The following is a 25311-nucleotide window of genomic DNA, read 5'->3' on the forward strand; positions in this document are numbered from 1 at the left end:
ATCCAGTGCCTAAGAGCTACTGGCCGCCGCTAGTGCGAGCTTTCACCTGCTGCAGAACTTCAGCTTCGTTGACCAACACCACGTCACCCTGACCGGCTGCACCCGCCTCGCGCGCTACGGGAGACCCACTGGTAGGCCGGGTTTCGGGCTGGCGCACACCGGTCAGCGCCTGTCGCCCCAGCGTGAACCCCCACGATGCGCTGACCACCCCCGAACCGATCATCAGCGAGAGCAAAATTAACGTAAACGCTACGGCAGGGTTCATGGCAGGGGTAAAAATGGATAACCTGAGCAATGGAAATACTTTAGACGGTCTGGGTCTAACCCAGGCCTAAACGTTACCCCAATTATAAAGTTTAAGCCTCAAACAAAATTTAAGATTCAGGTTTAGACCTGAGCGTACAATAGGAAGTGCTTCACCGTTGAGGTGGCATCCCAGGGTTGGCCGAGCGGATTAGGCAGCGAACTCATAATTCGCCCCAGGCAGGTTCAACTCCTGCACCCTGGATTTTTCACCACCTGTTTGTCCCAATTCAGAACTCAGGTTAAGGGATTGGAGCTGGACCCACCGGGGCGGCAGGGGCTAGAACGTTTCAAAGATAAACTCTGAGCCGACGTAGGGTACGCTGCTGCTGGGACTGGTCAGCAGGCTGCTGCTGTAGGGGTTGGCCAAATCCGGCACCCGAATTGTGGGGTCGCTGGTGGTCTGCAGCAGCAAAATATCTCTCACGGCAGCGGAGGTGGCGTTGGCATCCCACTCTAGCGCGCGCTCAGGGAAGTCGAGGCCGATAATGCGCTTGCCCTGGCGAACAATGCCTCGGTTTCTGAAGTAGTCGCCCGAGTAGGTGGTACCCAGGTCGTTTAAGGCATCAGGAATGGTCTGGGATGCTGTATCTTGGGCGTGCCCTGCTGGGGCAATGACCGCCGCCGCCAGCAGCGCCAGCGTCAGACCAGAAATATGATTTAATTGAATGCCCATGGCCAAGCCTCCTCAACTCAAGATAAACAGTGCGGGAATTGGTGTGATTCTGGCGGTGCCTGCCCCTGCTCTGACGGTAGGCTTGGGGCAAAAAACTCCCTAGCTTACCTGAAACCCTGCCGAACCGATCACCCAGTGCATGTCCTTTATAGCGCGATCGCAGAAAACTGGAGCATTTTTAAGGAATTAACTACCCATGGACGAGCTACTGCTGAAAATCGCTCCCTCCGAGCTGCTTGATCTAGAAACCGCCGCCCTGCGATCGCCCCTGCTCGACCTGTTCTGTCGTGGAGCTTACCAGGAGGGTGACTTTGTGCTCACCTCAGGCCAGCGCAGCACCTACTACATCAACGGCAAGCTGGTTACCCTCCACCCCCAGGGGGCGCTGCTGGTGGGTCGGCTGTTGCTCGATTTGGTGCCTGCCGAAACGACCGCCGTAGCGGGGCTAACCCTGGGAGCCGACCCGCTGGTAACCGCCGTCAGCCTAGTGGGGCTCTATGGGAGCCGCCATCTGTTTCCGCTGATTATTCGCAAAGAGGCCAAGGGGCACGGCACCCGCGCCTATATTGAAGGCGTCACGCTGCCGCCGGGCAGTGCCGTAACGGTGCTTGAAGACGTGGTCACCACCGGCCAGTCGGCCCTCAAGGCGGTTGACCGTCTCCAGGCAGCGGGGTACCAGGTCAACCAAATTCTGGCCTTAGTCGATCGCCAGCAGGGCGGAGCCGAGCTTTACCAAAGCCACAACCTCCCCTTCAAGGCTCTGTTTACCATTCAAGATATCCAGGCCCACTGGGCTACCCTCAACCCCGCTTGATGGCCGCTCCCCGTCCCGACATTGGCTTTGTGCCCACCCCCGCCGATGCCGCCACCGCCATGCTCAAGCTGGCCGATCTGTCCGCTGCCGATGTGGTCTACGACCTGGGCTGCGGCGACGGTCGGCTGCTGGTCCAGGCGGCCCTCGACTACGGCGTGCAGGGAGTGGGCGTTGACATCGACCCAGTTCTTCTAGAACAGGCCCGCGCCCTTGCCCGTCAGGTTGGGGTTGAGCATCGCCTGAGGTTTATCCAGGGCAACCTGTTTGAGGCCGATCTTCACGACGCCACGGTGGTGCTAATCTACCTGCTGCCGCACCTGAATCTGCGACTGCGATCGCGCCTGCAAACCCAGCTGCGATCGGGCAGCCGCGTTGTCTCGCACATGTTTGACATGGGCGACTGGCTGCCCCACCTCACCCTGCGCCTAGAGCCGTCCGAGGAAGATTCGGTGCTCTATCTATGGCAGATTCCTTAGGCAATATTGCTGAGTCAGCAGCCTCCGGTAATTCACCGGAGGCTGCTAGCTTTTGGTATATGAGCCAGTCGTTTAGGCGGCCGCTGGCTTGCGGCCTACCCAGTACTTGCTCATAAAGTGAACCTGATTACCAATGTCCTCAAAACCAGCATCGCTCAGGCGCTGGTTGAGGTCGTCGGTGGTGTAGTGGCGGTAGTAGGGCTCGTGGAACATCGCTGGGAAGTTCTCCATCGCCGACTCAAACTCAGGCGAATCGAGCCGCTGAATCGAGTCGCACAGTACTACAGTGCCGCCGGGCTTCACAACCCGATACATCTCGTTAATCACGTTCTGCCGCGCCACCGCCGGTAGCTCGTGGAACAGGAAAACGCTCACCACGCCGTCAAAGTAGTTGTCTATAAAGGGCAGGCTCTCACCGTTGGCCTGAATCAGCTGCGGCAGCACACCGGGCTTAGCAGTCAGGGTTTCATTCGCCTTGCGCAGGTAGGTAGGCGACAGGTCAACCCCATACAGCGAGGCCTTGGGCAGGGCATCTCGAACCATGCTCAATGTGCGACCGGTGCCGCAAGCCACATCCAACACCTTGGCCCCTTCGGTCATACCGGCTGCCGCTAAGCCCTGCTTAAGAGGGGCCAGAATGCGCCGTCGCATGGGGTCGGCAGTGCCATTGAAGAGAATTTCTACCTGGAGGTCGTACAGGTTCGCCGACATATCACTCAGGTAGCCGTTGGTTTGGTGGTGAAAGTTTTGCAGGTAGTACTTGGGATAGCCTTTGGTGTCGACGTCCTCGGTGAAGGTGTGGTAGTCGCGCTTGTTGAGCCGATCCCAAATGTTGGGCAGGTCTAGGCATACCAGCGGGTAAAACCGAAAGAAATCGTCCCAGGGGTTGTCGAACAATAGCTCTTTGGGATAGACCTCGGCCTCGGCATCCTGCCAGTCACGCTCCAGCAGAGCATTCATACGCTGCTGAAGCAGCTGCAGATCCTTAATCTCCAGGGGCTTAGTTTGAATGTGTTTGGGCGGATTGACCGCCTGCATGACCTGTGAAGTGACGGTCTTGTGAGCCAGCCCAAAGTAACTCTTGCCCTGTTGAAAGGCTTGGTAAGCCAGTTTTGTGATGGTGTCAGGCATACGACCAGCAATAAGTTATTTATTGAACAAGGGATATTCTGTCATTGTAAAAGATTGTAACGAAATCTTGGAGGCGTGTGGTCTCCCCTCTGAGGGGAATCCCAGAGTCTCAGGAGTGATACCAAATCTGAAGCGCGTACCCCTAGGCGCGAGCGCTCTGAATTTGCTGTAAAAACCCCTCAATATCGCTGAGCAGAGAGGCCTGGGAGAGGCTGGTTTGTTCGCCGGAGAGTAGCCACTTAATCTGCACGGTGCCCTGGGCCGCTTCGTCATCGCCCACGATTAGGCAGGCGGCTGCGCCGCTGCGATCGGCCCGCTTAAACTGCTTGCCAAAGGCTGCGCCGCTGAGGTCAAGCTCTACGGCCAGACCCCGATGGCGTAATTTTTGAGCCAGCTGTAGGGCATTGGCCTCGGCCTGTTCGCCCCGCGACACCAGGTAGAGGTCAGGGGCTACCGTCGCTGCCTGCTGAAGGGTTTCGAGCAGCAGGGTGAGGCGCTCCAGGCCGATCGCCCAGCCCACGGCTGGTGTGGCTGGGCCGCCCAGTTCTTCTACCAGGCCGTCGTAGCGACCGCCGCCGCACACCGTCGCCTGGGCCCCCAAATCTTGAGACTGAATTTCAAAGGCGGTGTGGGTGTAGTAGTCGAGCCCCCGCACCAGGCGCGGGTTGAGTTCGAAGTCGATGCCCAAACCAGTGAGCTGAGCCAGCACCTGGTCAAAATGGCGCTTTGAGTCAGGCCCGAGGTAGTCCAAAATGCTGGGTGCATTGGCGGTAATAGCCTGGGTCTTTTCGTCTTTGCTGTCGAGAATGCGCAGGGGATTGCGGCTGAGCCGATCGCGCGAATCTGCATCTAGATCGGCAGCGTAGGGGCTGAGGTAGTTGACCAGGGCTTCGCGGTAGCGAGTGCGATCGCTTTTGTCGCCCACCGAGTTCAGGTAAAAGGTCAAGTTCTTGAGGCCCAGAGCCTGCAGGAGATCGGTGGCCAGGGCAATCACCTCGACATCAGCGCGGGGGTCGGCGCTGCCCAGCACCTCAACGCCGACCTGGTGAAACTGCCGCTGGCGACCTTTTTGGGGGCGTTCGTAGCGAAACATGGGGCCGGTGTACCAGAGGCGCTGCACGCCGCCCTGGGCGTAGAGGCTGTGCTGAACGTAGGCCCGCACCACCCCGGCGGTGCCCTCAGGGCGCAGGGTACAGCCGCGATCGCCCTTGTCTTTGAAGCTGTACATCTCCTTGCCCACCACATCGGTGGCTTCGCCAATACCCCGCTCAAACAGGGCTGTGGCCTCAAAGGTAGGGGTGCGAATTTCGCGGTAGGCGGCACGGCTCAAAATATCGCGCGCCGTCGCCTCTACCCGCTGCCAGGTCTGAATGTCGGCCACCTTGAGATCTTGGCCTACATACTGTGCCTTCGGCAAAATATCTTCGGTACCCGGCAGGGATTGAATGGGCTCCATAGCTGAACAGGCGCTCTCGTGGGCAATACAGAATCCCCATCATAGCCCGTGTTGGACTCGGGGCCAGCAGCTCAGGCTTCCTGGCTCTCAGCCTTGACCTCGGGCAGCAGGCAGCAGTTGACTTCGTCGATACAGACCTTACCCGACTGCAGCGCCCAGCGAAACAGCGCCACCCGATTGCCGGTCGCCGTTTTCGTCAAAATATTGCTGATGTGGTTGTCCACGGTGCGCTTGCTAATCTCAAGCTTTTCAGAAATTTCCTGATTGGTTAGCCCCGATGCCACTAGCTCTACGATCTGTAGCTCCCGGTCAGAAAGGCTTCCCTGACCGGGCACCGGAGACATCTCATCGCTTGCCATGGCGGTCTGTTCCCTTTGTCGTTATGTATTTATGCTTATGTCTACTACCACTATAGGCGATCTGGTTTCGGCTAGGCTTCTAGAACGCGTTTCCGGCATTGCTGTGATGGATGACTGGTATAGAACGACCGCTATCGATGGACCTTTGAGCAGCGTCAAAAGGGTTAGCCGCCTGCTAGCCCGGTGGATGAGTGGCCTGGTTGGTCTCAGTCTGATCGCCCTGCTCGGTCTGGGCCTGCCTGCGATCGCGGCTCCAGCCGTACCCACCGCCGATGCGGCTCCTCTGGCAACCCCCGCCGCCCCCGATGCCAGCGACATTCCCTCTGAAACCGTTAGCCGCTTTGTCAGGGCCTATATAGCCGTGGTTAGGCTGATCGAGTCGCGTGAACTGAGCCTGCAGCGAACCGAAACCGACACCGAGTCGCGCCAAATGCAGCAGGAGATTCAGGCGGCTGCCCTAGATCTAATTCAGGCCAACGGGTTAACCCTGTCGGCCTACTGGGAACTGCTGGGGCTGGCCAATAGTGACCCAGAATTTCGCGATCGCGTTCTGGCCCAAATTGATGAAGCAGAGCCCTAACCCTTGCGCTGAAGGCGAGTCATCAATTCCGGCCAAAATTCGCAGAATACCGGTGGCCGACCCGAAAACCAGGTCAAGGGCTGTAACGGCTGATTCTGGAATTATCCGACGGCTAACTGCCAACAGCCCCTAGGGCTGCACAAACTCCGAGGGCCGCTTGAAGTTTTCGACCGGCACATTGACCAGCGCCTGCTGCATAAAGTCCTTCCACACCGGGGCGGCGTAGGTGCCCCCCGTTGTGCCCGATCGCATGGGCGTGTAGTTGTCGTTGCCAATCCACACCGCCGTCGAGAGCTGGGGCACGTAGCCCACAAACCACACATCTCGCTGGGAGTCGGTGGTGCCCGTTTTACCAGCGGCGGGTCGCCCAATCTGGGCAGCTGTACCCGTGCCTCGGGCAATTACGCCCTGCAGCACATCGGTGAGCGAAGCAGCGGCCCAGGGGTCGAGCACCAGCTGGGGCTGAGGGGTGTTGTCGAGCAGCACATTACCGCTGCTGTCGCTGACTTGCACAATAAAGGTCGGCTCGGAGTACCAGCCGTTGCTGGCGAAAGTGGCATAGGCTCCGGCCATTTCCATCGGGGTCAGATCTACGGCTCCTAAGGGCAGCGAGGTGACAGGCTGCATTGGGCTGTTAATGCCCAGGGTGCGACACAGCTCGATAATCTGGTTGACCCCTACCGCCTGGCCCAGCTTCACCGCTGGCACGTTGCGCGACATTTCCAGGGCCGTACGAATGGGAATATTGCCCATAAAACTGCTGTCATAGTTTTTGGGGCTGTAGTAGCGATAGCCGTCGGGATAGCTAACGGGAGTATCCGCAATGGAGCTGGCGGGTGTATAGCGGCCGGTGGCAAAGGCCGCGTAGTACACAAAGGGCTTAAAGGCTGACCCCGGCTGCCGATAGGCCTGAACGGCTCGGTTGAACTGGCTTTGCTGATAGTCAACTCCGCCCACCATCGCCTTGACAAAGTGGGTGCGGGGGTCGATGGCCACCAGCGCCATCTGGTCGGCGATGTGGCGAATGCGGGCGTTGTGCCGCTGCACGGTGGCTTCGGCCATTTGCTGCATGCCCAAATCGACGGTGGTCTGCACGCGCATGCCGCCCTTGACCACGGCCTCATTGCCAAAGCGCTGCTTCAGCTCCTGTACCGTCGCCTCGGTCACGTAGGGAGAAATACTGCTGCGAAACGATTTCACTTCACCTATGAGCAGGGGCGCATCGCGGGCCGCCACCTCTTCTTCTGGCGTAATCCAACCCAGCTGGCGCATGCGGTTGAGCACAACCGCCTGGCGCTGCTTGGTGGCCTGGTAGTTGTGGAAGGGGCTGTAGCTTTCTGGAGCCTGGATCAGCCCCGCAACCATCGCCGCTTCGGGCAGGGTTAGATCTCTAGCCGACTTGTTGAAGTAGCTCTGGGCTGCCGTTTCAGCGCCATAGTTGTTGTGTCCCCAGTACACCTGGTTGAGGTACATCTCCAGAATTTCGTCTTTGCTGAAGATTTGCTCTAGGCGCAGGGCGAGCACCGCCTCTGCCACTTTGCGACTAATGGCCCGCTCGGGGGTCAAAAATAGGTTCTTCACCAGCTGCATGGTGATGGTCGAACCACCCTCTACGGCAGACCCAGCCGCTACGTTGGCCATCATAGCTCGGCCTACGCTGCTGGGGTTAATGCCGTTGTGGGAGTAAAAATAGCTGTCTTCTACCGCCAGAACGGCCCGCTTCAGGTGGGGAGACATGTCATCGAGATCGACGACCTCGCGGTTGGCCTCGTCGTGGAGGCTATAGAGCAGGGTGCCGTTGATGTCGTAGATATAGCTGGTTTCGCTAGGAACGTAGTTACGCAGCACTCGAACGTCGGGCAGGTTGCGAAAGCTAATCGCTAGCCCCACCAGCCCGCCGGCCAGCACAGAACTGGCAATCATGGTAGTACCCAGCAGCGCCGCTGCGGCTACCTGGCCCACGTCTTGCACGTATTTGAGTACGTTGGGCGCTCGGCGCAGGGGCTGAGGCTGAGATCGACTTTTGTGGCGAAGGGTGTTGGATGACACGTTGGCTATTAAAGGCTGCTAAAGAGGGTGGTGCTAGGTAACGATAGATGCTGAGGGCTGCTTTGCAAAGGGATGTTTTTCAACGGGGCTGCGCGTCGGTGGGTGACGGTTAGGCCATTATAATGACCCTCTAGATAAGTGAGCCTAACCCTGATAGCTCCAGTCTCAATAACTCCATTAATGGGGCTGATTTGAGGGGCTAATTCAGATGTTATGCGGTGGTGAGGCTGGGAGATCGACTCAAGCGCGATCGCAAGCACGCTTATCCTAGCCTCGCAGATGGTTATAAGGAGAAGCTAAGGGCCAGTTTTGCCAAAATCTATAACATTTGGCCGCGATCGCCTAGGGGCTGCCATCAGTTAGCCGCTGATAGCCCAACAAATAGCCGATTACAGCCTAGGCTAGTTTTTGGGGTCGGGCAGGCAATGCGGTGTCCTAAGGATTTTGGCCAGACCTGACGATACGCCCTAGGCTTTACCGTGACTGTCCCAGCTAAGTTGCCCTACTGTCTACCTATTAACTCCGTTCCTAATTCACTATGCCCCAGGCCAATTCCAGCGCTCCCCCAGCTCAGTTCGAGACCATTTACCGGGGCATTAGCGAGGTCTTTCCTGACCAACCTGACTCCAGCGACCCAGGGCAAAACCTGGTTCAGCGGCTGCTCCAGAGCGATCGCCCGCTGCGGGTCAAGCTGGGCATTGATCCTACTGGGGCCGAAATACACCTGGGCCACAGCATTCCGGTGCGTAAGCTGCGCGCCTTTCAGGATGCAGGTCATACCGCTGTACTCATCATTGGCGACTTCACCGCCCGCATCGGCGACCCCACCGGCAAGTCAGAAGTGCGTCGCCAGCTAACCGAGGCCGACGTCAAGGCCAATGCCGAAACCTACCTTGAGCAGGTGCGCCCCATTCTCGACTTCGATACCCCAGGGCGGCTAGAGGTGCGCTACAACTCGGAGTGGCTGGCTGGCCTCGATCTGGGCAAAATTTTGGAGCTGCTCAGCACTATGACCGTGGGGCAAATGCTGGCCAAAGAGGGCTTCTCCGAGCGCTACGGAAAGGGCGATCCGGTCTTTCTCCACGAGTTTCTCTACCCCATCATGCAGGGCTACGACTCGGTGGCAGTGCAGTCTGACGTGGAGCTGGGCGGCACCGACCAAAAATTCAACATTGCCGTCGGTCGCGACCTGCAGCGGCACTTTGGCCTCAGACCTCAGTTTGGCCTGCTGCTGCCCCTGCTGCTGGGCACCGACGGCAGCCAAAAGATGTCGAAGTCTCTGGGCAACTACGTGGGGCTACAGGAAGACCCGCTCAGCATGTACTCCAAGCTCGAAAAAGTACCCGACACCCTAATTGGCGACTACTTTGAGCTGCTGACGCCCTTTGACCTCGGCACGCTGCCCGAAAAACCGCGCGATCGCCAAAAAATGTTGGCCTTAGAGGTCACCCGTCAGTTTCACGGCGAGGCGGCGGCTCAGCAGGCCCAGCAGGCCGCCATCAGCCTGGTGCAGGGTACCGGCGAGCCAGCGGCAGGCGTGCCCGAGTTTTCCCTGGCCGGGGTTAACTTTCCGGCCAGGCTGTTTTACCTAGTGGGGGCCACCAACCTGTGCGCCAGCAGCAGCGAAGCCCGCCGCCAAATTCAGGGGGGGGCCGTTAAGCTCGATGGCGAAAAGCTGACCGACCCCAACCAGGAATTTGCCAGCGCCGACGAGCTGGTGGGCAAAGTGGTTCAGGTGGGCAAGAAAAAGTTTGCTCGCCTGATTCCTTAAACCCTGGTATAGCCATCGCCAGAACGGTTAGGACATGACTTGTATCCCCTAAAGCGGTGGCTATACGCCATGGCGCTGTCCCAGTTTTTGCCACTGGAAGAGGCCGCTGTCCTAAGCGCGATGGCCATCGCTATCGTTAGTCCCGCCGAGGGTGACAGGTTATTAGAGTTCAGGGTTTAAGGTATGCGGTTCAAGGCCTGCTGTGAACCTAAAACCTCAAGCCTTGAACCCTGAGCCGTTAGAGCCTGAGACAATTAGATTGCTCAAGTGCTAGCGGGCAGGCTGCATCAGCAGGTGACGCAGCTTATCGCGCTCGGTGGCAGAGAGGGTAGAGGCAAACTTTTCTAAATCTTGGGGTTCCATCGTGCTGAGCACCTGGTGCAGAGCGTCGAGCCCTGGGGCCGTCGCCGAGGCCGTTCGGGGGGCGCTGGGTTCGGGCAGGCTGCAGCTACCGCCGTCGCAGTTGAGCTGCAGGTTGTGCCAGATCATGGTCGGTACAATCCAGCCCCGCCGCCCGTGCAGCTCACGAAGCAGCACATCGGTTTCCCAAAACGTTCTGGGTGACGGGTAGTGTGCCTCAGTCCAGGCGTGGGGCACAGTAAAGCAGCCAAAATGCCGCAGGTAGTCTTCAGAATCGAGCAGGGCGGTAATCATCGCCTTGACTCCCTGGCGCATCAGAATATTGCAGTAGATGTGCATTTCTGCTGAGTCACTGGGCGCGCGACCAATAAAGTGCTTAAAGCACAGCTCAATAAATTTAGGATTTGAGGAGTTGTAGTAGAACTCGTTGAGATATACCTCTGAATGGCCCAGCTCACGCAAGAACCGCTTGACGCCAATTTTATTCCTTAAAAATTCTGCCTCGATTTTAGCCAGCTGTTTGCGCTCAAACCCGTAGGGTTGCCGTTCTAAAACTTGAGTATAAATTTGGTGCAGAGCCGCCTGGCGTTCTTCCCCCGCAGACTGCCGACTCACCGTAATTTCTTTAACCGAAAACTCGTCTGTAGACGTCATGGCAAACCTTCCTGCAAGAGAGACTATCAACCATCCTGTGGCTTATGCTCAGACTTCCCAGGGGCGAATTTCAGTCGATGATTTTGATGCTTTTCTTAACCAATACGAATTGACCCTGCCGTCGCAACAGCAGGGTCAATGGGTGTAAAACGCTAATTGTGACTAGACGAGGCGATCGCCCTTTCGTTGTGCCCAATGGGCCGAGCCTGTATGCCCAAGCCCAGCCCGAAGCGATATTCCCTATACCGGAACCGTCGCCCCATCGGTGTAGCGGCGCAGGTTAGCCCCCAGCAGGCGCAGCTTGCCCTCTAGATCGTCGTAGCCGCGATCGAGGTGATGTAGACCCTGAATGGTCGTTGTGCCTTTAGCGGCCAGACCCGCCAGCACCAGAGCCGCCGAGGCCCGCAGGTCGGTGGCTAGCACCGGCGCGCCGGAGAGCTGGTGCACCCCTTTGATGATGGCGCAGTTGCCATTCAGGCGAATATCAGCCCCCATGCGGTTGAGCTCGGCCACGTGGCGCAGGCGATTTTCAAACACCGTCTCGGTGATCAGGCTGCTGCCTTCGCAAACCGCCATCAGCGCCATAAACTGGGCCTGCATGTCGGTGGGGAAGCCAGGGAACGGCCCGGTCTGAATATCGGTTGGCACAATCGTGTGGGAGGGCACGTAGCGCACCCGGTTAGGTCCGTCTATCACCACCTGGCCGCCAATTTCGTGGAGCTTGGCAATGACAGCGGTCAGGTGCTCGGGAATGATGGGTGACAGGCTAATTTCAGAGCGAGTGATGGCTCCGGCCACCAAAAAGGTGCCCGCCTCAATGCGGTCTGGAATAATGCCGTAGTCGGTGCTGTGCAGACTGGGCACGCCCGCAATAGTGATGGTGTTGGTGCCAGCGCCGCGAATACGCGCTCCCATAGCTCGGCAGAAGTTGGCTAGGTCCGTCACCTCAGGCTCTTGGGCCGCGTTTTCAATCGTGGTTTCGCCGTCCGCCAGGGTGGCAGCCATCATCAGGGTCTCGGTAGCTCCCACGCTGGGGTAGTCGAGGTAGATTTTGGCTCCCCTGAGGCGACCACCGCTGCCGGGTACGTAGGCGTGCACGGTGCCGTGCTCAATGTGGACATCGGCTCCCATGGCCTGCAGGCCACGGACGTGTAGCTCGACTGGGCGCGCCCCAATAGCACAGCCGCCGGGTAGGGGAATGCGCGCTACCCCCATGCGGGCGAGCAGGGGGCCGATGACAAAAAAGCTGGCCCGCAGCCGACTGACGACGTCGTAGGGGGCTTTGGTGTGGGCAATAGTGCTGGCATCGACGGTGAGGGCATCGCCCTCGCGCTTGAGCTTGACCCCCAGGGCGGTTAGCACTTCGCCCATCCGCTCAATGTCCATGAGGTTGGGGATATTGCGAATGCGGCAGGGCTGGGAGCAGAGCAAAGTACCTGCCATCACGACGAGGGCAGAGTTTTTGGCTCCGCTGATGGCAACCTGGCCCGCTAAGGGAGTACCGCCAGTGATCTCGAGCACAGCACCGTCCGCTTCGGCAGCGGTCAAAGGGTTGGGCAAACCAATGGATGTAACGATGGCGGTGTCCTCCACAACTGATAACTCCACTTTTTCCCAAATTTTCGTCTAGATTCTACCCGAAACCATCAATTTCGCCATAGCAATCCAGATCCATTTGCCAAACTTGGCCACATCAGGATAGCCGATTCATCCAAAATCACGAAATCTTTTTTCAAACGCTTGACTCTGGGGCTTTATGGGTGCATGATTACAAATCGCGGCGGTAATAACGCCCGGCCAGCGGAACTGGCGGAATTGGTAGACGCGCTAGGTTCAGGTCCTAGTGTTAGCAATAACATCCGGGTTCAAGTCCCGGGTTCCGCATTAAATGTCAACGATCTAACCAGGGGATACAGTCATGCTTACGAGCCTGCAAAATCCTCTGGTGAAATCTATTCGCAAGCTGCACCAGGCCAAGGCGCGGCGATCGCAAGATCAATTTTTGCTCGAAGGCACCCATCTGATTCAGGAGGCCTTGGCCACCCACTATCCCCTTGAGGTTGCCTGCTACACTCCCGCCTGGGCAGCGGCCCATCCCGACTTGGCGCTGTCCCTAAACCAATCGACTGAGCGGGTCGAGCTGGTGTCTGATGCGGTGCTAGAGAGCATGGCGACCACCCAGCATCCCGACGGGGTGGTGGCGATCGCCCCCCAAAGCCACCGTCCCCCAAACTCTACGATTCGGGGCATTGGGCTGGTGGTTGAAACCCTGCAAGACCCCGGCAACCTGGGCACAATCATTCGCACGGCGGTGGCAGCTGGAGCCGAGGGGCTATGGCTCAGCGCCGACAGCGTGGCCCCCGATCACCCCAAGGTGCTGCGGGCCTCGGCGGGCCAGTGGTTTCGACTACCCCTGGCGGTGGTGGATGATTTGGATTCTCTGCTGACGGATTGGGAACGAGACGGCGTACAGCTTGTGGCGGCTAGCTCCTACGCCACGGTGGATTATTGGTCGGTGGACTTTGCCCAGCCCACGGTGATTGTGCTGGGCAACGAGGGGGCGGGGCTGTCGGCAGATTTGCAGCGGCGGGCGGCGGTACAGGTGTGCATTCCCATGGCTGGGGAGGTAGAGTCTTTGAATGTGGGGGTTTCGGCGGCCCTGCTGCTTTACGAGGCGCAGCGGCAGCGGCGGGCCACAGCCCAAAATCAGGCCCAGACTTAGGAGTTGTCTGATTGCTCTCCGTGGTCAAGAATGAAAGGAAACTCTGTTTGTCGTAGTATCCATACCCTGCGACCCCATGTTTTTGGCCCATGTTTGCGGCTAGGCTGAGGGCAGAACCCCTCGAAGGCCTAGTTTGAGCTGGCCTAGCTTGAGTTAACCCTAGTTGGATCACCTGTTCAGGAGCCTGCTGTGAGCGACGCATTTGATTACGACCTGCTGATTATTGGTGCTGGGGTGGGGGGCCACGGAGCCGCCCTGCACGCCGTGAAGCGGGGGCTAAAGACGGCCATTGTGGAGGCCGATGTGATGGGGGGCACCTGCGTCAACCGGGGCTGCATTCCCTCTAAGGCGCTGCTGGCGGCCTCGGGCCGGGTGCGGGAGCTGCGCAACGAGCACCACCTCAAGTCTCTGGGCATTTCGGTGGGCAATGTCACCTACGATCGCGAGGCGATCGCCGACCACGCCAAAACCCTGGTCAGCAAAATTCAGGGCGACATGACCAACAGCCTGACCCGGCTGGGGGTTGACATTATCAAGGGCTGGGCGCGGCTGGCGGGGGAGCAAAAGGTGGCGATCGCCACCTCTGATGGCGAAAAAATGGTTACGGCCCAAGACATTATTCTGTCGCCGGGTTCGGTGCCCTTTGTGCCCCCCGGCATTGAGACCGACGGCAAAACGGTGTTTACCAGCGACGAAGCCCTCAAGCTCGACTGGCTGCCCGACTGGATCGCCATCATCGGCAGTGGCTACATTGGCCTGGAGTTTTCGGATGTGTACACAGCCCTGGGCTGCGAAGTCACCATCATCGAAGCGCTGGATCAGCTGATGCCCACCTTCGATCCTGACATCGCCAAGATTGCCCAGCGCGTGCTAATTGCCCCCCGCGACATTGAGACGAGAGCTGGAGTGATTGCCCAGAAGGTCACCCCCGGCAACCCGGTGGTGATCGAGCTGGCCGATCGCGAAACCCGTGAGGTGGTTGAAACCCTGGAGGTAGACGCCTGCCTGGTGGCCACCGGACGCATCCCCGCCACCAAAGATTTGGGCCTGGAGCGGGTCGGTGTGGAGGCCGATCGCCGAGGCTTTATTCCCGTGGATGACCACCTGCGGGTGCTGCGCAACGGTGAGCCGGTGCCTCACCTGTGGGCAATTGGCGACGCCACCGGCAAAATGATGCTGGCCCACGCTGCCTCAGCCCAGGGCATTCTTACCATCGAAACCATCTGCGGCGAACCCCGCCAGATCAACTACCTCAGCATTCCGGCGGCGGCCTTTACCCACCCCGAGGTGAGCTTTGTGGGACTGACCGAACCCGCTGCCAAGACCCTGGCCGAGGCCGAGGGCTATGCGATCGACACCGTGAAGACCTACTTTAAGGGCAACTCCAAGGCTCTGGCCGAGGGCGAGGGCGACGGTCTAGCCAAGGTGATCTACCGCAAAGATACCGGCGAAATTCTCGGCGCTCACATCATTGGTATGCACGCGGCGGATCTGATTCAGGAGGCGGCCAATGCGATCGCCAACGGCCAAACCGTCACCGAACTGTCGTTCTGCGTCCACACCCACCCCACGCTCTCGGAGGTACTCGACGAGGCCTTTAAGCGAGCTGTGGTTGTCTCCGCCTGATCCCCGTAGGGTGGGCATTGTCCACCTTCCCCCTTGGGGAAGACAGGGAGCACTGCCCTTGCGATCGCCGCCGTGCCCTATTTCCCTGACTCGCTGGTCATTAGCCCAGACAGTGATGGGCAATGCCCACCCTACTAAAATTAAAGATCTAACCTCCCCTATCGATAATGAAAATTCGTCGTCGCCCTCCCAACCCCGCTGTTGCGGTCAAGCACTTGCAATACCAGATCAAAGCCGACGATGCTGAACCCAGGCACATTTTAGAAAAAATTGTTTGGCACAAAGAAACCGAGGTAACGGCCCTGCGGGAGCGTTTGCCCCTGGCCGATCTGCAGCGGCAGGTGCTCGATGCGCCGCCGCCGCGCGACTTTGTGGTTGCCCTACGTGAGGGGCGCACAACCCCAGCCCTCATTGCCGAGGTCAAGAAAGCCTCGCCCAGCCAGGGGGTAATGCGGCCTGACTTTGACCCGGTGGCGATCGCCCAAACCTATGCGGCCCACGGGGCTAGCTGCCTCTCGGTGCTCACCGACAAAGCCTTTTTTCAGGGTGATTTTGAGTACCTGGCCCAAATTCGTCAGGCGGTAGACCTGCCCCTGCTGTGTAAAGAGTTCATCATCTACCCCTACCAGATGTACCTGGCTCGCTCTAAGGGAGCCGACGCGGTGCTGCTGATTGCCGCCATTTTGAGCGACCAGGACCTGACCTACTTTGTGCAGATCGCCAAGGCTCTGGGCATGGCTGTGCTGGTCGAGGTGCACACCTTGGAGGAGCTAGACCGGGTGCTGGCGGTGCCGGGGCTGGCGCTGATTGGCATCAACAATCGCGATTTAGAGACCTTCACCACCCGATTGGAGACCACCGCAGAGCTGATTACGGCCCGCCGCGATCAGCTGGTCGCCAGCGGAGCTGTAGTAGTCAGCGAATCGGGCATTCACACGCCGGCCGATTTGCAGGCGGTGACGGCCGCCGGGGCAACGGCGGTGCTGATTGGCGAGTCGCTGATTCGCCAGCCCGACCCAGGGCAGGCCATCGACCAACTTTACAAAAAAAATACCGTGTAGATACTGAAGTCTTTAAGCACTTCCTGATTTAATCAACAGATCGCACCCTGGGGCACGCAATGGCAAATTTAGGCAAACCGCTCCCGCTACCCTCCCATATTCACTACGAGCTGCTGCTGCGGCTGCTAGAGCAGCAGACCATGTCGGTGGCTTACCAAAACCCCCAGATTCGGATGCAGGTTCAGGAGCTCATTATCGTCATGCGCAAGGCCCTGTCGCAGCAGCGCCAGCTCGAAGAAACCTGCAAACAGGCCAAAATTGAGGTCGAATACCAGTGGTCGACCAATCAGCTGGGCGATCGCTTTTTGCCTGAGGATGTGGCTCCCTAGGGGCAGAACTTGGTTGAATAGTAGTGCTGGTTACTTCCAGGGGCTTTTTTTCTCTGCAAGCTATATTAAGTTCAACCTTGAGGTGAGTCGATCTATCCCTAGCAAGATGCTAGGCAGAGACTATGCCCTTGCCCTAAGGTATGACTTTCGGCTGGGCGGCCCTTGCCCAACCTCCTAATAATTTGTGTGAGGAAAGACCATGAAACGACGCTGGTTTTTGGCATCTACCGCCGCAGTTGCTCTGGCTACTGTGAGCCTTACCGCAGCCTGCGGGGGCGGCCAGTCTGCCGGGGGCGACGGGGCGGCTGGGGGCGACGGRKCGGCYRGGGGYRAMCRSKCSSGCRGSGSCGTTWYMWCSRTKKCTWYSTNNGCCRANNACMMYYYYTWCKARWWTGTNGMMWSSGYTNNCRGCRYYGWMGRMWTYGNTCKGSTNTTGMMRKYGMTNTNGMCCGCCACATTGCCGAAGAGCTGGGCTACGAGCTAGAGATTAGCAATATTGATTTCAACGGCCTAATTCCGGCGCTACAGGCGGGGCGGGCCGACTTTGTGATGGCGGGCATGACCCCCACCGAAGAGCGCAAGCAAAACGTCGATTTTTCTGAGGTCTACTACGAGGCAAAGCAGACTATTGTGTTTCCGTCGGGGAGTGGCATTGCTTCCCCAGCCGACCTAGAAGGCAAAACCGTGGGGGTACAGTTGGGTTCCATTCAAGAAGAGCTTGCCAACAAGCTGGTTGAGGAAACTCCCAGTATCCAGCTGTCGCCCCTCAACCGCATCAATGAAATCGTGCAGGAACTTAAGTCGGGCCGCATTGACGCTGCCATCATCGAAGACACTGTGGCGAAGGGATTTTTGGAGAATAACCCTGACCTAGAGTCGGTCGAAATTCCTGCAGAAGGACCGGTGGGTTCCGCGATCGCGTTTCCCAAAGATTCTGAGCTGGTGAGCGACTTTAACCGGGTACTGGCCGAGATGGAGTCGAGCGGCCTAATGGAGGAACTGATTGTCAAGTGGTTTGGCGACAGGGCTGAGTAGTCGAGCCCTATTAATCCAACCCGATGAACTTAGCCCGATGAACTTAGACTTCGGCCAAATAATTCCATCGCTGCCCTTCATCCTGAACGGCATTCTGGTTACCCTCAGGTTTACGGTGCTGTCTGCCCTGTTTGGGTTTACCCTGGGCACCCTGCTGTCGCTGCTTAAGATCTCTAACATCAAGCCGCTGCGGTGGTTTGCGGAGTTCTACACCTCGATCTTTCGGGGCACGCCGCTGATTTTGCAGCTGGCGCTGGTGTACTTTGCCACCCCCCAGCTGATTGGCTACAAAATTACGCCGATTGAGGCGGGGGTGTTTACCTTCTCGCTCAACTCGGCGGCCTACAGCTCCGAGACCATTCGAGCGGGCATTATGGCGGTGGACAAAGGGCAGCGGGAGGCCTCAATGTCGCTTGGGGTGGCCTATCGGCCCATGATGCTCGACATTATTTTGCCCCAGGCGTTTAAAAACATTCTGCCCGCCCTTGTCAACGAGACCATTGCGCTACTCAAAGATTCGGCTCTGGTATCTACCATTGGAGTACTAGACCTGATGCGGCGGGCCCAGGTAGTGGCGGGGCAGACTTTTCTCTACTTTGAGCCGCTGCTGGTGGTGGGGGTGATTTACTACATCATGGTCATGGGGTTGACCCAGGCCGCCCAAGTTCTTGAGCGGAGGATGCGCCGCAGTGATTAGAATTGAGCACTTAGTCAAATCCTTCGGGCCGCTGGAGGTGCTGAAGGATATTTCTACCGAGGTGGGCAGCGGCGAGGTGGTGGCGATTATTGGCCCCTCGGGGTCGGGTAAATCGACTCTGCTGCGCTGCATCAACCTGCTGGAGGTGCCCACTGCGGGGCACATCTTTGTAGACAAAATCGATATCACTTCGCCCAAGTGCGACATCCTCAAGGTGCGCCAGAACGTGGGCATGGTGTTTCAGCATTTCAACCTGTTTCCCCACAAAACGGTGATGGGCAACCTCACCTACGCACCGATGAAGGTGAAGGGCCTCTCCAAGGCTGACGCCAGCAAAATCGCGCTGGATCTGCTCGACAAAGTGGGGCTTTCTGAGAAGGCCGACCAGTACCCGTCACGGCTGTCGGGGGGGCAAAAGCAGCGGGTAGCGATTGCCCGCGCCCTGGCCATGGAGCCTGCCGTAATGCTGTTCGATGAACCCACCAGCGCCCTCGACCCCGAAATGGTGAAGGAGGTGCTGGAGGTAATGAAGGCCCTGGTCAAAACTGGCATTACCATGTGCATTGTCACCCACGAGATGGGTTTTGCGCGGGAGGTAGCCGATCGCGTGCTGTTTCTCGACGGCGGCTACCTGGTGGAGGATGCGCCGCCGGATATTTTCTTCAGCAGCCCCAAGAGCGATCGCGCCCAGCAGTTCTTAGAGAAAGTGCTGTGAAAAGGTTTTGTAAGTCTGGCCAGGGTTGGTACGGGGCTGGAGCAATTCGTCTAAGCTAGGCAGAGGTTCTACCTAAGTAATCCTATGTCTGTGCTCACGGCCCCCGTTGCTTGGAAAATTCGCGATCGCACCTTTAGCTGGGGCAGCCGCACCTACATTATGGGAGTGCTGAATGTGACCCCAGACAGCTTTAGCGACGGGGGGCAGTTCAACACTGTAGACCAGGCGGTGGCCCAGGCGCGTCACCTGGTGCACCACGGCACTGATATTCTCGACATCGGTGGTCAGTCAACCCGGCCTGGGGCAGGGTCGATTTCCCGTGAGGAGGAACTCAACCGAGTAATTCCGGTGATTAATGCCATTCGCGCCGATGACGATGAGGCGCTGGCCCAGGCGATTATTTCCGTCGATACCACGCGATCGTCGGTGGCACGGGCGGCGGTGCGGGCCGGGGCCGACATTGTTAACGATATTTCGGCCGGTACCTACGATAAGGGTATGCTCTCGACGGTGGCCGATTTGGGCGTGCCAATCGTGATCATGCACCTGCGCGGCACGCCTGCCACCATGCAAAACTACACCGACTATCACGATCTCATTGGCGAGGTCTACGAGTTTTTGCAGCACCAGATCGAGGATGCGATCGCGGTCGGCGTGAAACCCAGCAAAATTGCCGTTGACCCCGGCCTGGGCTTCGCCAAAACCTACGCTCAAAACTTGGAACTGCTGCGTCAGCTCAGTCGGTTTCGCGACCTGGGGCAACCGCTGCTGGTCGGCCCCTCCCGCAAGAGCTTCATTGGGCACATTCTCGATCAGCCTGACCCCCAGCAGCGCGTATGGGGTACCGCTGCGACCTGCTGCGCGGCGATCGCAGGCGGAGCAGACATTCTGCGCGTCCACGACGGGGCGGAGATGCACGATGTGTGCCGGGTGGCCGACGCGATTTGGCGATCGATCCCGTAGAGCTATGACTGATTAAGGCTCTACGGGGTTTGTTAGAAACCCGCAGAGGCGTAGAATACAGACGACTATGTTGAGAGCGCAGAAGGTAACTATGGGACGCTTTAGACCTCTTTTGGGAATTGTGCTGGCGATTGTGGCAACCTGCCTGGTGGCCTGCGGTGGCCCGGCGACTAAAATACCCACTACCTACACCCCAGAAATTTTGCAGCAGGTAGAGCTGTATTCCCCCGGCGTGGCATCCCTGCGCGATCGCTTCCCCGAGCTTCAGGGCTACATTCAAAACCAGGATTGGGTTAATGTGCAGAGCTTTATCCACGGTCCAATGGGCGAACTGCGATCGCGGATGAATCGGCTGGCAGGCACCCTGCTGACCAAAGATAAGCCCCAGGCCCAGTCGCTGGCCAAAGAGCTGTACGTTCACCTGGAGCGGTTAGACGAGGCAGCGGCCAGTGGTCAGCAGGTGGTGGCGGGCCAAGAGTACCGCAACGCCCTGGATGACTTTGACGCGTTCTTGAGTCTGGTGCCGACCTTTCAATAGATTGACCTGAGCCCAATTCAATGCTGGTGCGTCGCGAAAAGACCGACGCACCCATGCTCACTTCACAAAACCGACTGCGGTAGGCTAGCGCGATCGCGCCGTTTAGAATCCTTGAAACAAATCACTATCATCGGCTGCGGCGTGGTGGGGGCCGCGATCGCCTACGAACTGAGCCTCTGTCCGCAGGTTCAGGTCACCGTAGTCGATCGCTCGGTTCCTGCCCGGGGCTCAACTGCCGCTGCTTTGGGGGTAGCGATGGCGGTGATTAGTCACAAGGTCAAGGGCCGCAACTGGAAACTGCGAGAGCGCAGCCTGCACCGCTATCAAACGTTAATTCCCGAACTAGAAGCGCTGACGGGACAAACGATTCAACGCAATACCCAGGGCATTCTTAGCCTGTGCTTTGAATCGGATGACTTGCCCCGGTGGCGATCGCTGCAAGAGATTCGCCAGGGTCAGGGGTACCAGCTAAAGCTGTGGGAGCCGGAGCAGGTGCGCGATCGCTGCCCTCACCTCAGCACTGATAGAGTCGCCGCAGGTATCTATTCTCCCCAAGATTTTCAGGTCAATCCTAAAGAGCTGACTCAGGCATTGGTGGCTGCGGCTCGGCTCAACGGAGTTGAATTTCGTTTCGATCAGTCCGTGGTGGGGTTCGAACAAGCGGAACCAGTTGGGGAAGACGCTTTCTGCACCGCCGTCCACACCGCTAGCCAAACCATTGCCGCCGATAGGGTTATCATTGCCGCCGGGCTAGGTACGCTTCCCCTTACCCAAGCCCTTAACCAGCCCACCGCCGTCGGCCCAGTTTTGGGCCAAGCCCTGCGCCTGCACCTGGATGCACCGCTGGGAAAACCCGAATTTCAGCCTGTGGTCAACGGTCACGACATTCACTTAGTGCCCCTGGGGAGCGGCGACTACTGGGTAGGGGCCACCGTCGAGTTTCCGCCTGAAACTTCTCTGGAAGAGGCCCTGGCGATGCAGCCCGAGGCCGAGCGACTGGAGGATGTACAGCAGGGTGCGATCGCCTACTGTCCGGCCCTAGCAACAGGCACCATTACCCACCGCTGGTCTGGCCTCCGCCCCCGCCCCCAGGGCCAGGCTGCCCCGGTGATTAAGCCCCTGGTGGGGTACAGCAATATTTGGCTAGCCACCGGCCATTACCGCAACGGGGTTTTGCTGGCCCCAGCGACGGCGTTGGCGGTGCGAGATCTGTTGCTGTAGCGCAAGCCTCAGCGATCGCCCGTCGAGCGCCTTACACTAGCAAGGTAATCTTTCCATCCCACCTGCGTATGACTTTGGCTCGCCCCGCTACCACCACCGACTGGGATGCCCTGGCCCAAGCCTTTGGAACCATAGAAACCATTCGTGACCTCAACCAGCGCGAAAAGCTTTCGAAGGATTATTACTATTTCAGCCCGGTGCTGCAGGGGCAGCTGGCCGATTTGGTGGCTGATTTGGTTGTGCGCCCGACCGGTGAGGAGGAGGTGCTGGCGGTAGCTAAGGTATGTGTGGAAGCCCGCGTGCCCGTCACCGTGCGGGGGGCAGGTACCGGCAACTACGGCCAGTGCATTCCCCTGGAAGGTGGCGTGGTGCTGGACTTGAGCAAGATGAACGCGGTGAAGCGAGTCGAGCCGGGGGTGGCCTGGGTGGAGCCGGGAGCGAAGCTCGCCGCTATTGACAAAGTGACTCGCGAAACCGGCTGGGAGCTACGTATGTACCCCTCCACCTACCGGACAGCCACCATCGGCGGGTTTATTGGCGGCGGCAGCGGTGGCATTGGGTCGATTACCTACGGACAGCTGCGCGATCGCGGCAACCTCAACGCCGTGCGCGTAGTCACCTTTGAAGACAATCCCCGCGTCATTGAGCTGCGGGGCGACGAGGTGCACAAGGTCAACCACGCCTACGGCACCAACGGCATTATCACCGAGTTAGAAATTCCTCTCGGCCCCGCCTACCCCTGGGCGGAGGTGATTGTGACCTTCGATGACTTTATGACCGCCGCCCGCTTTGGTCAGGCCCTGGGTGACGCCGACGGGCTGATCAAAAAGCTAATCAGTATTCACGCCTGGCCCATCCCCAGCTATTTTGCCTCCCTACAGCCCTACCTGCCTGAGGGCAAAGCGGCGGCACTGCTAATGGTGGCCGAACCCTCTTTGGAATTATTTAACGAGTTGGTGAAAGAATTCGGCGGCACTATCACCTACAGCAAGTCGGCCCAGGAGGCCAATAAAGGCGCGCCCTTGGCTGAGTTTACTTGGAACCACACCACCCTCCACGCCCGCAGCGTTGACCCGTCGCTTACCTATCTGCAAACCTTGCTTCCCTACGACCCCAAGCTGGAGCGGGTGCAGCACTTCTATGAGCACTTTGGCGACGAGGTGATCATGCACCTAGAGTACCTGCGCATGGGCGGCAACACGATTCCGGCAGCACTGCAAATTGTGCGCTACTCAACCCCCGAACGGCTGGCCGAAATCATTCGTTACCACGAAGATAATGGCGCGCTGATCGCTAACCCCCACACCTACCTGCTTGAAGACGGTGGCATGAAAAAAGTGGACGCGGTGCAGGTGGCTTTCAAAGCTGAGGTAGACCCCTACGGGTTGCTCAACCCCGGCAAAATGCGCGGCTGGCTAGAGCGAGCTGAGGCGTTGACCAATGGCTCTTCCTCCGAATACACCTAATACGAATCGTCCATGCGGCTGGCGCGGCACAACTTTGCCGCTGGCTGTCTTTACCGACCGATTGCTTTTGAAAAATCAGTACTTTTTAGGTTCCCCTGGTCAAACTGAGCATTGGTTAGATTGGCTCCTCGAAAAGAGGTGCCGATCAGCTGGCTGACCCCATGCCCCACAGCCCGTAGCGAGTAGATAGTAAACCCTACATAGACCAGCGACAAAGCGCCCCAGCCAACGCCCCAGATGTATTGCCTAGCGCTTAAATGGGCGATCGCCGCCGTCCATACCAAAAAGGAGAACCCATAGGCCGCAATTGCGCCCATGGCGGGAATGAGAACTCTCATGGGCTGCTTAGCCACCACACTGAAGACGACTGCGAGGGCCGCCCCGGCAACGGCCCCTGCGATCGCAGCCTTCAGGTTTTGGTCAAAGTAGCTGCCAAGGTAGAAAAAACCTACCAGCGCCGCCGAACAAACCCCAGATAGGTACATCCCGGCTCGACCAATGCCACCCCACCCCAATAGASMGCAGCTAGCCGAACCAACCCCCGCCACTCCTGAAAAGATGTGCAGCATGACGACAGACATCCAGGCCGATTGCTCTGGCGTCTGCCCCACAGCGCCAAAAACCATGTGGCTCAGCCCATAGGCAAGCGCTAGAGCAAACGCTCCAGCAGCCACAAGCGGTAGACACAATTGGCGACGGGTTTGTCCTGTTCTAGCGCGCTCAAAATTAGCCCCCACCAGTTGGGCCTGGCCAAAATCACAGCCTCGAATATCAGCACCCCTAAAATCAGCACCACTCAGGTTTCTGCCCCTAAAGGAGCGGTTGCGTAAATCCTGATTGCTAAAATCGAGGGAACCCAAATCACCCATACGCTATCCGTGCTGAAACGAGTAGGACGACAATGGCAGTTAATAGTCGCAACAGTGCTGTTGCTGCCTTTGATTTTATATGCACAGCTCTGTTTTCAGCGGCCCCCCTACACGCCTACTCAGCAAACCCTTTTCCCCGGAATTAGCTATCAGCGAAGCGTGTATTCTTCTCCTCGCCCCTACATCCTTCACCTCATTACCCTTGATTTGACAACCCCTGGCATCCAAGCCTTCACTACTCCGGGCCAATCTGCAGAAAATCGGGGCGAGACCACTGCACGAACGACGTCAGAATTCTTGCAGGAATTCAACCTGCAGCTGGCCATCAATGCCAATTACTTCTATCCATTTCGTGAAAAGGCTCCCTGGGACTTCTACCCCCGCAGAGGCGATCGCGTTAACCTGGTAGGCCAAGCTATTTCCAATGGCAATGCCTTTGCTTCTGCTCAGGCAGATTGGCCAGCCCTCTGTATTTCCCCAGCTAATCGGGCTCAAATTTCGGCGACAGGCGAATGTCCTGTCGGTACCGCCCAGGCCGTTGCGGGCCGAGATCTATTAATCCTTAACAACAACCCGGTTGCCCTTAGTGAGCCCGAGTCGGATCAGCCCTACTCTCGCACGGCAGTTGCTGTGAACGAGACAGGGGAAACGCTATGGTTAGCTATCGTTGATGGCAAGCAGCCTCTCTACAGTGAGGGCATTACCTTGGCAGAGCTAACCGAAGTCTTTAAGCAGCTTGGGGTTGATACGGCGCTCAGTTTAGACGGCGGGGGGTCATCCACCTTAGTCGTTAAAACCGGGTCAAAGCCAACGGTTTTAAATGCTCCTACTCATACCAAAATTTTGATGCGGGAGCGTCCGGTGGCTAACCATTTGGGGTTTTACGCTCAAAAGTGATGTTTCTGCCCCAAACCTGCAGGAAATTTTGGCAGCGGTGCAATCAATCCTGTAGCCTCAATTCTGTTGCCACTTAAACGCACTGTGCCCATAGAACGTCCGTTTACCGATGAAGACCGAATTGAGTCGCTGAAGGCGGCGGTGCTGGCTGGTATCGCGGCTGGCATAGTGGCGGCTGGACTCCTGCTGGCCCACCGCGTGCCATCCCTTGGCTGGGGCGCGGCGCTAGCGTCAGTCGCATCAGGACTCAGTGGCAGCACCTTTTGGATCAGCGCCGCGATCGCGGGCCTCTCTGGCGGCCTCTTCGGCATTACCTACCGCTACGCTGTGCGCCAGGACGAGAACTCTCAGCTCAAAACGGGGGTGGTGCTGGCCTTTAGCCTGGTGCGGGGGCTGGCCCTGGTAAATGTGGCGGCGGCGGTGAGTTTGCGGGGCTGGCCGTTTGCGGTAGCGATCGCCGAAAGCCTGCTGATCTTTGCCACCGCCGCCGTCAGCCTAGAGCTAGCACAGCAGCAGAAATGGATCAAACCTGTGCAATGAGTC

The 25311-nt window shown here is 58.3% G+C and carries 27 protein-coding genes, 2 tRNA genes and 1 pseudogene; 20 read left to right on the forward strand and 10 right to left on the reverse strand.

Annotated elements, in window-relative coordinates:
- Nucleotides 1-16: 16 nt before the first annotated feature.
- Complete coding sequence (locus tag IQ265_RS01495) at nt 17-265, reverse strand: hypothetical protein (RefSeq protein ID WP_106873403.1); 249 nt, start codon at nt 263-265, stop codon at nt 17-19.
- Nucleotides 266-435: 170 nt separating this feature from the next.
- Here IQ265_RS01495 and IQ265_RS01500 point away from each other — a divergent pair.
- A tRNA-Ile gene (locus tag IQ265_RS01500) sits at nt 436-508 on the forward strand.
- Nucleotides 509-583: 75 nt separating this feature from the next.
- Here IQ265_RS01500 and IQ265_RS01505 read toward each other — a convergent pair.
- A complete protein-coding gene (locus tag IQ265_RS01505) occupies nt 584-979 on the reverse strand; it encodes a hypothetical protein (protein ID WP_194050438.1) in 396 nt (131 codons plus the stop codon).
- Between the two features lie 196 nt (nt 980-1175).
- Between IQ265_RS01505 and pyrE the strand changes: the two genes are divergently transcribed.
- Both pyrE and IQ265_RS01515 read left to right on the forward strand, forming a co-directional pair.
- Complete coding sequence (pyrE, locus tag IQ265_RS01510; protein WP_194050439.1) at nt 1176-1793, forward strand: orotate phosphoribosyltransferase; 618 nt, start codon at nt 1176-1178, stop codon at nt 1791-1793.
- Nucleotides 1793-2269 (forward strand): methyltransferase domain-containing protein, encoded by a 477-nt coding sequence (locus tag IQ265_RS01515; protein ID WP_194050440.1) that lies wholly within the window; start codon nt 1793-1795, stop codon nt 2267-2269. Before pyrE ends, IQ265_RS01515 begins: the two co-directional genes overlap by 1 nt.
- Before the next feature lie 72 nt (nt 2270-2341).
- Here IQ265_RS01515 and IQ265_RS01520 read toward each other — a convergent pair whose 3' ends face one another.
- The 3 genes from IQ265_RS01520 to IQ265_RS01530 all read right to left on the reverse strand — a co-directional run bounded on the left by IQ265_RS01520 (nt 2342) and on the right by IQ265_RS01530 (nt 5215).
- Nucleotides 2342-3400 (reverse strand): class I SAM-dependent methyltransferase, encoded by a 1059-nt coding sequence (locus IQ265_RS01520; RefSeq protein WP_194050441.1) that lies wholly within the window; start codon nt 3398-3400, stop codon nt 2342-2344.
- Between the two features lie 142 nt (nt 3401-3542).
- On the reverse strand, nt 3543-4856 hold the full coding sequence (gene hisS, locus IQ265_RS01525; RefSeq protein ID WP_194050442.1) for a histidine--tRNA ligase: 1314 nt from the start codon (nt 4854-4856) through the stop codon (nt 3543-3545).
- 71 nt (nt 4857-4927) lie between these two features.
- Nucleotides 4928-5215: a helix-turn-helix transcriptional regulator gene (locus IQ265_RS01530; protein ID WP_194050443.1), complete on the reverse strand. Its 288-nt coding sequence runs from the start codon at nt 5213-5215 to the stop codon at nt 4928-4930.
- Nucleotides 5216-5252: 37 nt separating this feature from the next.
- Here IQ265_RS01530 and IQ265_RS01535 point away from each other — a divergent pair, with 37 nt between their 5' ends.
- Nucleotides 5253-5795, forward strand: coding sequence for a DUF4168 domain-containing protein (locus tag IQ265_RS01535; RefSeq protein ID WP_194050444.1), 543 nt, complete (start codon nt 5253-5255; stop codon nt 5793-5795).
- Between the two features lie 129 nt (nt 5796-5924).
- Here the strand turns inward: IQ265_RS01535 and IQ265_RS01540 are convergent, their stop codons facing one another.
- Entirely contained in the window at nt 5925-7844 is a 1920-nt protein-coding gene (locus tag IQ265_RS01540) for a penicillin-binding protein 1A (protein WP_194050445.1), read from the reverse strand.
- A gap of 538 nt (nt 7845-8382) precedes the next feature.
- Between IQ265_RS01540 and tyrS the strand changes: the two genes are divergently transcribed.
- On the forward strand, nt 8383-9615 hold the full coding sequence (tyrS, locus tag IQ265_RS01545) for a tyrosine--tRNA ligase (protein WP_194050446.1): 1233 nt from the start codon (nt 8383-8385) through the stop codon (nt 9613-9615).
- 270 nt (nt 9616-9885) lie between these two features.
- Here tyrS and IQ265_RS01550 read toward each other — a convergent pair whose 3' ends face one another.
- Nucleotides 9886-10629 (reverse strand): phycobilisome rod-core linker polypeptide, encoded by a 744-nt coding sequence (locus IQ265_RS01550; protein ID WP_194050447.1) that lies wholly within the window; start codon nt 10627-10629, stop codon nt 9886-9888.
- Between IQ265_RS01550 and IQ265_RS01555 the strand changes: the two genes are divergently transcribed.
- The gene (locus IQ265_RS01555) at nt 10628-10777 is read left to right on the forward strand and encodes a hypothetical protein (protein ID WP_194050448.1); all 150 of its coding nucleotides are present in this window, start codon (nt 10628-10630) and stop codon (nt 10775-10777) included. The two genes, IQ265_RS01550 and IQ265_RS01555, sit on opposite strands and share 2 nt — an antisense overlap.
- A gap of 92 nt (nt 10778-10869) precedes the next feature.
- Here IQ265_RS01555 and murA read toward each other — a convergent pair whose 3' ends face one another.
- Nucleotides 10870-12222 carry a UDP-N-acetylglucosamine 1-carboxyvinyltransferase gene (gene murA, locus IQ265_RS01560; RefSeq protein ID WP_194050449.1) on the reverse strand — a complete coding sequence of 451 codons (1353 nt, stop codon included), beginning with the start codon at nt 12220-12222 and terminating at the stop codon, nt 10870-10872.
- Nucleotides 12223-12429: 207 nt separating this feature from the next.
- On the opposite strand from murA, the gene IQ265_RS01565 reads away from it, so the two are divergent.
- The 12 genes and pseudogenes from IQ265_RS01565 (at nt 12430) to IQ265_RS01620 (ending at nt 23002) form a co-directional block, all read left to right on the forward strand.
- Nucleotides 12430-12513, forward strand: a tRNA-Leu gene (locus IQ265_RS01565).
- A gap of 34 nt (nt 12514-12547) precedes the next feature.
- A complete protein-coding gene (locus IQ265_RS01570; protein WP_194050450.1) occupies nt 12548-13351 on the forward strand; it encodes an RNA methyltransferase in 804 nt (267 codons plus the stop codon).
- A 189-nt stretch (nt 13352-13540) separates the two neighbouring features.
- Entirely contained in the window at nt 13541-14977 is a 1437-nt protein-coding gene (gene lpdA, locus IQ265_RS01575; RefSeq protein ID WP_194050451.1) for a dihydrolipoyl dehydrogenase, read from the forward strand.
- Between the two features lie 167 nt (nt 14978-15144).
- Nucleotides 15145-16038: an indole-3-glycerol phosphate synthase TrpC gene (gene trpC, locus IQ265_RS01580; protein ID WP_194050452.1), complete on the forward strand. Its 894-nt coding sequence runs from the start codon at nt 15145-15147 to the stop codon at nt 16036-16038.
- Nucleotides 16039-16097: 59 nt separating this feature from the next.
- The gene (locus IQ265_RS01585) at nt 16098-16367 is read left to right on the forward strand and encodes a DUF5340 domain-containing protein (RefSeq protein WP_194050453.1); all 270 of its coding nucleotides are present in this window, start codon (nt 16098-16100) and stop codon (nt 16365-16367) included.
- Nucleotides 16368-16553: 186 nt separating this feature from the next.
- A pseudogene (locus tag IQ265_RS01590) lies at nt 16554-17402 on the forward strand (transporter substrate-binding domain-containing protein).
- Between the two features lie 37 nt (nt 17403-17439).
- Nucleotides 17440-18099: an amino acid ABC transporter permease gene (locus tag IQ265_RS01595; RefSeq protein ID WP_194050454.1), complete on the forward strand. Its 660-nt coding sequence runs from the start codon at nt 17440-17442 to the stop codon at nt 18097-18099.
- Nucleotides 18092-18814: an amino acid ABC transporter ATP-binding protein gene (locus IQ265_RS01600; RefSeq protein WP_194050455.1), complete on the forward strand. Its 723-nt coding sequence runs from the start codon at nt 18092-18094 to the stop codon at nt 18812-18814. Before IQ265_RS01595 ends, IQ265_RS01600 begins: the two co-directional genes overlap by 8 nt.
- 84 nt (nt 18815-18898) lie before the next feature.
- Nucleotides 18899-19777 (forward strand): dihydropteroate synthase, encoded by an 879-nt coding sequence (gene folP / locus IQ265_RS01605; protein WP_194050456.1) that lies wholly within the window; start codon nt 18899-18901, stop codon nt 19775-19777.
- Between the two features lie 91 nt (nt 19778-19868).
- Nucleotides 19869-20315 (forward strand): photosystem II protein PsbQ, encoded by a 447-nt coding sequence (gene psbQ / locus IQ265_RS01610; protein ID WP_228037462.1) that lies wholly within the window; start codon nt 19869-19871, stop codon nt 20313-20315.
- 111 nt (nt 20316-20426) lie between these two features.
- Nucleotides 20427-21536 carry an FAD-dependent oxidoreductase gene (locus tag IQ265_RS01615; protein ID WP_194050457.1) on the forward strand — a complete coding sequence of 370 codons (1110 nt, stop codon included), beginning with the start codon at nt 20427-20429 and terminating at the stop codon, nt 21534-21536.
- A 68-nt stretch (nt 21537-21604) separates the two neighbouring features.
- The gene (locus IQ265_RS01620) at nt 21605-23002 is read left to right on the forward strand and encodes an FAD-binding oxidoreductase (protein WP_194050458.1); all 1398 of its coding nucleotides are present in this window, start codon (nt 21605-21607) and stop codon (nt 23000-23002) included.
- A gap of 50 nt (nt 23003-23052) precedes the next feature.
- Here the strand turns inward: IQ265_RS01620 and IQ265_RS01625 are convergent, their stop codons facing one another.
- Both IQ265_RS01625 and IQ265_RS29220 read right to left on the reverse strand, forming a co-directional pair.
- Nucleotides 23053-23628, reverse strand: a complete 576-nt coding sequence (locus tag IQ265_RS01625) for a pentapeptide repeat-containing protein (RefSeq protein ID WP_228037503.1) — start codon at nt 23626-23628, stop codon at nt 23053-23055.
- Between the two features lie 23 nt (nt 23629-23651).
- Nucleotides 23652-23798 carry a hypothetical protein gene (locus IQ265_RS29220; RefSeq protein WP_255523412.1) on the reverse strand — a complete coding sequence of 49 codons (147 nt, stop codon included), beginning with the start codon at nt 23796-23798 and terminating at the stop codon, nt 23652-23654.
- 232 nt (nt 23799-24030) lie between these two features.
- Here IQ265_RS29220 and IQ265_RS01630 point away from each other — a divergent pair, with 232 nt between their 5' ends.
- On the forward strand, nt 24031-24768 hold the full coding sequence (locus IQ265_RS01630; RefSeq protein WP_347404893.1) for a phosphodiester glycosidase family protein: 738 nt from the start codon (nt 24031-24033) through the stop codon (nt 24766-24768).
- Between the two features lie 84 nt (nt 24769-24852).
- Nucleotides 24853-25308, forward strand: a complete 456-nt coding sequence (locus tag IQ265_RS01635; protein WP_347404894.1) for a hypothetical protein — start codon at nt 24853-24855, stop codon at nt 25306-25308.
- Nucleotides 25309-25311 lie beyond the last annotated feature (3 nt).

The sequence above is a fragment of the Nodosilinea sp. LEGE 06152 genome, from assembly GCF_015207525.1.
Taxonomy (GTDB): Bacteria; Cyanobacteriota; Cyanobacteriia; order Phormidesmidales; family Phormidesmidaceae; genus Nodosilinea.

Bases quoted from the DNA above. Each gene is read 5' to 3' on its own strand.
- IQ265_RS01495 (WP_106873403.1), bottom strand. From the start codon at position 265: ATGAACCCTGCCGTAGCGTTTACGTTAATTTTGCTCTCGCTGATGATC.
- IQ265_RS01505 (WP_194050438.1), bottom strand. From the start codon at position 979: ATGGGCATTCAATTAAATCATATTTCTGGTCTGACGCTGGCGCTGCTG.
- pyrE (WP_194050439.1), top strand. From the start codon at position 1,176: ATGGACGAGCTACTGCTGAAAATCGCTCCCTCCGAGCTGCTTGATCTA.
- IQ265_RS01515 (WP_194050440.1), top strand. From the start codon at position 1,793: ATGGCCGCTCCCCGTCCCGACATTGGCTTTGTGCCCACCCCCGCCGAT.
- IQ265_RS01520 (WP_194050441.1), bottom strand. From the start codon at position 3,400: ATGCCTGACACCATCACAAAACTGGCTTACCAAGCCTTTCAACAGGGC.
- hisS (WP_194050442.1), bottom strand. From the start codon at position 4,856: ATGGAGCCCATTCAATCCCTGCCGGGTACCGAAGATATTTTGCCGAAG.
- IQ265_RS01530 (WP_194050443.1), bottom strand. From the start codon at position 5,215: ATGGCAAGCGATGAGATGTCTCCGGTGCCCGGTCAGGGAAGCCTTTCT.
- IQ265_RS01535 (WP_194050444.1), top strand. From the start codon at position 5,253: ATGTCTACTACCACTATAGGCGATCTGGTTTCGGCTAGGCTTCTAGAA.
- tyrS (WP_194050446.1), top strand. From the start codon at position 8,383: ATGCCCCAGGCCAATTCCAGCGCTCCCCCAGCTCAGTTCGAGACCATT.
- IQ265_RS01555 (WP_194050448.1), top strand. From the start codon at position 10,628: ATGGCAAACCTTCCTGCAAGAGAGACTATCAACCATCCTGTGGCTTAT.
- IQ265_RS01550 (WP_194050447.1), bottom strand. From the start codon at position 10,629: ATGACGTCTACAGACGAGTTTTCGGTTAAAGAAATTACGGTGAGTCGG.
- IQ265_RS01570 (WP_194050450.1), top strand. From the start codon at position 12,548: ATGCTTACGAGCCTGCAAAATCCTCTGGTGAAATCTATTCGCAAGCTG.
- trpC (WP_194050452.1), top strand. From the start codon at position 15,145: ATGAAAATTCGTCGTCGCCCTCCCAACCCCGCTGTTGCGGTCAAGCAC.
- IQ265_RS01585 (WP_194050453.1), top strand. From the start codon at position 16,098: ATGGCAAATTTAGGCAAACCGCTCCCGCTACCCTCCCATATTCACTAC.
- IQ265_RS01595 (WP_194050454.1), top strand. From the start codon at position 17,440: ATGAACTTAGACTTCGGCCAAATAATTCCATCGCTGCCCTTCATCCTG.
- folP (WP_194050456.1), top strand. From the start codon at position 18,899: ATGTCTGTGCTCACGGCCCCCGTTGCTTGGAAAATTCGCGATCGCACC.
- psbQ (WP_228037462.1), top strand. From the start codon at position 19,869: ATGGGACGCTTTAGACCTCTTTTGGGAATTGTGCTGGCGATTGTGGCA.
- IQ265_RS01620 (WP_194050458.1), top strand. From the start codon at position 21,605: ATGACTTTGGCTCGCCCCGCTACCACCACCGACTGGGATGCCCTGGCC.